Origin of the sequence: Lentzea pudingi (assembly GCF_014646255.1) — a bacterium.
Taxonomy (GTDB): Bacteria; Actinomycetota; Actinomycetes; order Mycobacteriales; family Pseudonocardiaceae; genus Lentzea; species Lentzea pudingi.
This window is the reverse complement of record NZ_BMNC01000001.1, coordinates 599,321-603,517: the sequence shown is the minus strand read 5'-3', so window position 1 is coordinate 603,517 and position 4,197 is coordinate 599,321. Positions and strand designations below refer to the sequence as shown.

The window sequence follows — 4,197 nt, the reverse complement described above, 5'->3', positions numbered from 1 at the left end:
CGTGACCAGCGTGGACGAGTTCGCGCAGGCTCTCCGGACGGCGATCACGAATCGCGGTCTCGGTCTGGAGCGCCTGCGCGAGCACCTCTCGCAGAACGGCGTGTCCGTCTCGATGGCGACGCTGAGCTACTGGCAGACCGGCCGCAGCCGTCCGGAGCGGCAGAAGTCGATGCAGGCCGTCGTGCACCTCGAACACATCCTGCAGGTGCCGCCGGGCCACCTCTCGGAGCTGCTGGGCCCGCCGCGCCCGCGTGGCCGCTGGCTGCGCCACGCCCCGGCGCCGATGTCCGCGTTCTGGCCCTCCCCCTCGCCCGTCGAGCACGCGTTGCACGGCCTCGACACGCAGTGGGACGACCAGCTCCTGCGCGTGAGCCAGCAGGACTTCGTGACGATCGGGGCGGACCGCACCGAGCGGGTCTTCCGCTCGAGGCAGGTGCTGTCGGCGTCGATGACCGGGCCCGACCGGTGGGTCGTGATCATGCACGTCGACGACCACGAACTGCCGTTGCCGCAGGTCAACGCCCTGAAGAACTGCACGGTCGGCCAGGTCGTGCAGGAGCCGGGCGAGGGGCTGCTGGTCGCGGAGCTGCTGTTCGAGAAGCCGTTGTGCAAGGGCGAGAGCGTCGTGATCGAGCACGAGCTGGTGAACCACGACCCGTGCCCGCCCGCGACGAACTACGAGCGCAAGTTCCGGCTGCCGACGCGGGAGTACGTGCTGGAGGTGACGTTCGAAGGCACCGCCCCGTCGTCCGTGGTCCAGCTCGCGGACGGGTCGCCCGTGGCGCCGTGCCGCACGTTGCTGGACGTGGCGCTGGACGTGCGGCCGGGGGTGCGCGGCTTCAGCTGGACCTGGTGAACCCCTTCGAGCTCGGGACCAGCGCGGCGGCCGCCGGGGCGGCGAAGCAGACGACCGCGCAGGCGCCCAGCACGACTCCGGCGCCGAAGTGGTCGATGGCGGGTGCGATGAAGGCCAGGCCGACCGGCGCGAGGCCGAAGGAGAGCAGGAAGTCGAGCGAGGAGACGCGGGCGAGCTTGCCCGGTTCGACCTCTCGCTGGACCGCGGTGAACCACGGGATGTTGAACAGCTCGATCCCGATGCCGGCCACGACGTACCCGGCGATCAGCACGAACCAGTGCACCGGCAGCAGCAGGGCCAGCGGGACCAGGCCGTAGCAGGCCATTCCTGCCAGACCGGCCCAGCCCGGCGTCCTCGGGCGCCAGCGGGCCATCAGGGCGGCTCCCGCCAGCGCGCCGAGGGTGTACGCGGTCGTGGCGGCCGCCAGCACCGCTTCGGTGTCGTAGCGGTCGCGGCTCACCACCGGCAGCAGGACGGCCGTCGCGGAGTAGCCGAAGGCGACCATCACGGTCAGCGCGCCGAGTCCGGAGAGCAGCCACGGGTGGCGGCGCGCCTCGTTGAGACCTTCGAGGAAGTCCGTCGCGAAGCTCGCTCGGCTGCTCGCACGGTCCGGTGCCCAGGTGCCCTTGGGCGGCACGACCGTGGCGACCAGCCAGAGCGCGGCGGTGACGATCAGCAGTGCTTTCGCGTCGGTCACGAGGGCCGCGAGGGCGGTGAGGCTCGGCGCGACCAGCGTGGTCACCCTGATGGCGAGCGTGGTCGCGGCGTTGGCCTGCTGGCGTTGCGGCTCCGGCACGACCTCGGCCACCATCGCCTGGAACGCGGGCCGGCAGCCGCCCTGGCCGGCACCGACGACCGCGGCCGCGGCAGCCATGAGCAGCAACGACCTGCCCATGCCGAGCGCGATCACCGGAGTCATCACGGCACCGGTGAGGCACGACCAGAAGACGACGGTCCGGCGTGCGTGGCGGTCGGCCAGCACACCGGCGACGGGGACGGCCACCAGGAAGCCCACGGTTCTGGTGGCGAGGACGACGCCGAGTTCGACGGCGGTGATCGAACGTTCGAGGACGGCCAGGCCGAGCACGAACGGCAGGGCCCACATCGCGAGTCCCGACGCGGTCGTGCCGGTCCACAGTCGCAGGAAGGCCGTGTTCCGCAGGACAGATGGTGCTGTTGCTTTCTCCGTCACGACGACCAAGGTGTCACCACCGGCGGTCCGGTGACCACACTATTCGACGTGACCGCGCAACAGCCGGGTGTTCCCCCCGCGCCTTGAGGGGAACACCCGGCCGTTCGCTGCGCTGTCCGTTGTGGACAGATCAGCCGATCTTCTCGATCCGAGCGTTGCGGATCAGGAACTTGCCCGGCTCACGAACCTGTTCGAACGCCGCGTTGTTCAGCAGCGCGCAGCTGCCGGACACCGACGCGACCTTGACGGTCGTGGACTTGTTGTTGTCCAGGTTCGTCACCTTGAGCGTGGTGCCGACCGGGAACGTGCCGCTGGACGCGGCGGGCGCACCGCCCTCGCCGGACAGCGTGACGGTCGAGCCGTTGCAGACCTGCTGGCCGGTGGCGCCGTTGTTGTCGCCGCCCTGGTTCGCGTCGGGCTGCTGGGTGGGCTGCTGGGTGGGCTGGTTGCCCTGGCCCGCGTTGCCGTTGCCGGCGTCGGCCGCGCCGCCGTCACCCTTGCAGCCCGCCGCCTTGCGTCGCTGCTGGATGAGGTCGACCACGGCCTGCCGGTTCGCGATCCGCGCCTCGGACTGCGCGTCCGGAGCGGACTTCTGGCCCGCGATGAAGGTCAGGTTGTTCTGCAACGCCTTGTCCAGCCCGCCACAGTCCTCACCGGACGTCGCGGCCTGCCCGGCCTCGGGCTTGGCCTGCACGTTGTTGCCACACCCGGCGGCCGCACGCCGCTGGTTGATGAGGCTGACGACCTGCTGGCGGTTCTGGATGCGCGCGTCCGACTGAGCGTCGGGGTTCGCCTGCTGACCGGCGATGAAGTTCAGGTTGTTCTGCAGGGCGGTGTCCAGGCCGCCGCAGTCCTCAGCCGCGTTCGAGTTGGTGCCGCTGAAGGCGAAGATGCCACCGGCGACAGCAGCGACCGCCAGCACGGCGCCCGCGCCGATCATCGCGGGCTTGCGGTGTCGAGCGCCCATTCTGTGTCTCCTCGGGGGGTCGAACGGTGTTGTACCGATGACTACGGGGAGGTCACGGACGGGGTTCAACTTGGACTGGACCTTGTTTGTTTTAAATGGTTTTAAGGTCTTGAGGGTGGTGGTGATCTTGCTGGTCAGGGTGGGTTCTTCTGGGGTTCGCCGATTTCGTGGCGGAGTGGGGAATGGGCCGAGTGGTGGCGCGGGGTGATTCCGCCGGTGATACCAGTGGCGGCGGTGGTCTTGGGCCGGTTCGCGGAAACGCATGCCGCTGCCTGCCGGTGGCGACAACGGGTCGATTTGCGTGCGCTGATGCCGGTTCCAGCGGGGTGGTCGCATGCCTGGCGGTACGTCACCTTGCGAGGGTGGTTGCGCGGACAAAGCCGAGCCTGGTCATTTCATCGCCGCTTCGCGACGATAGCGATTGGGCACGTCATCACCGCTTACCCGGTCGGCCTTGGTTCATACGCCTCGGCTTCGCCATTGCGTTGCGTGGCAGGGTGGCTCGGCTTCGCCGTTGCGGTGCGCTGGCGGCTACATGCGGTCCAGCAGTCTTGTTCGTGCGATTTCCAGGTGTGCGGTCATCGCTCCGCTCGCCCCCACCTCGTCCCGGGCTACCAACGCGTCCACGATCGCGCGATGTTCCGTGATCGTCTGCACCCCGAACGGCTGCTGGAAGTTCAGCCGGAACAGGTGCAGATGGCAGTGCGTCTTCGAGAAGGACTGAAGAACGGCGTCGTTGCCCGCGATCCGCAGGATCAGTTCGTGCAGGCGTTGGTCGTGTGCGGTGAGGTTCTTGTAGTCGTCGTAGGCGTTGTCGGCGGGGGCCGACGGGCAGGTGGCCAGTTCCTCCTCGATCAACTCGACGAACTCCGGTGTCATGCGGGCTGCCGCCAGGGCTGCCGACGGAGGTTCGAGCAGGAGGCGCAGGGCGTAGAGGTCGTCGACCTGTTTGCGGTTCAGCAGGTCCGTCACGCTGTAGCCGCGCAACGGGAGCCTGCTGACCAGTTCCTCGGATTCCAGGCGGGCCAGTGCTTCGCGGACCGGGGTCGGGGACACGTCCAGCCGGCGCGCCAGTTCGTCGATGTTGACCCTGGCGCCCGGTGCCATGCCGTCGCTCATGATCAGGGCGCGGATCTGCTCGTAGACGTCATCCGCTAGCACGCGCCTGGTCGGTATCCGCAA

General features: G+C 69.1%; 4 protein-coding genes and 1 pseudogene. 1 reads left to right on the top strand and 4 read right to left on the bottom strand.

From position 1 onward, the window contains the following. Positions 1-10 precede the first annotated feature (10 nt). Positions 11-856, top strand: coding sequence for an XRE family transcriptional regulator (locus IEY88_RS02810; RefSeq protein WP_229693035.1), 846 nt, complete (start codon positions 11-13; stop codon positions 854-856). On the opposite strand, the gene IEY88_RS02805 is transcribed toward IEY88_RS02810, so the two are convergent. From IEY88_RS02805 to IEY88_RS02795, 4 genes and pseudogenes are all read right to left on the bottom strand, one after another. Next, a complete protein-coding gene (locus tag IEY88_RS02805; protein ID WP_229693034.1) occupies positions 840-2,048 on the bottom strand; it encodes an MFS transporter in 1,209 nt (402 codons plus the stop codon). The genes IEY88_RS02810 and IEY88_RS02805 overlap by 17 nt on opposite strands. A gap of 130 nt (positions 2,049-2,178) precedes the next feature. Then, the gene (locus tag IEY88_RS02800) at positions 2,179-2,742 is read right to left on the bottom strand and encodes an SCO2207 family protein (RefSeq protein WP_505744047.1); all 564 of its coding nucleotides are present in this window, start codon (positions 2,740-2,742) and stop codon (positions 2,179-2,181) included. Continuing rightward, a pseudogene (locus tag IEY88_RS45775) lies at positions 2,743-2,988 on the bottom strand (hypothetical protein); the annotation flags it as partial. It abuts the gene before it with no gap. A gap of 558 nt (positions 2,989-3,546) precedes the next feature. Then, positions 3,547-4,176: a GntR family transcriptional regulator gene (locus IEY88_RS02795; protein ID WP_189152940.1), complete on the bottom strand. Its 630-nt coding sequence runs from the start codon at positions 4,174-4,176 to the stop codon at positions 3,547-3,549. Positions 4,177-4,197: the final 21 nt, after the last annotated feature.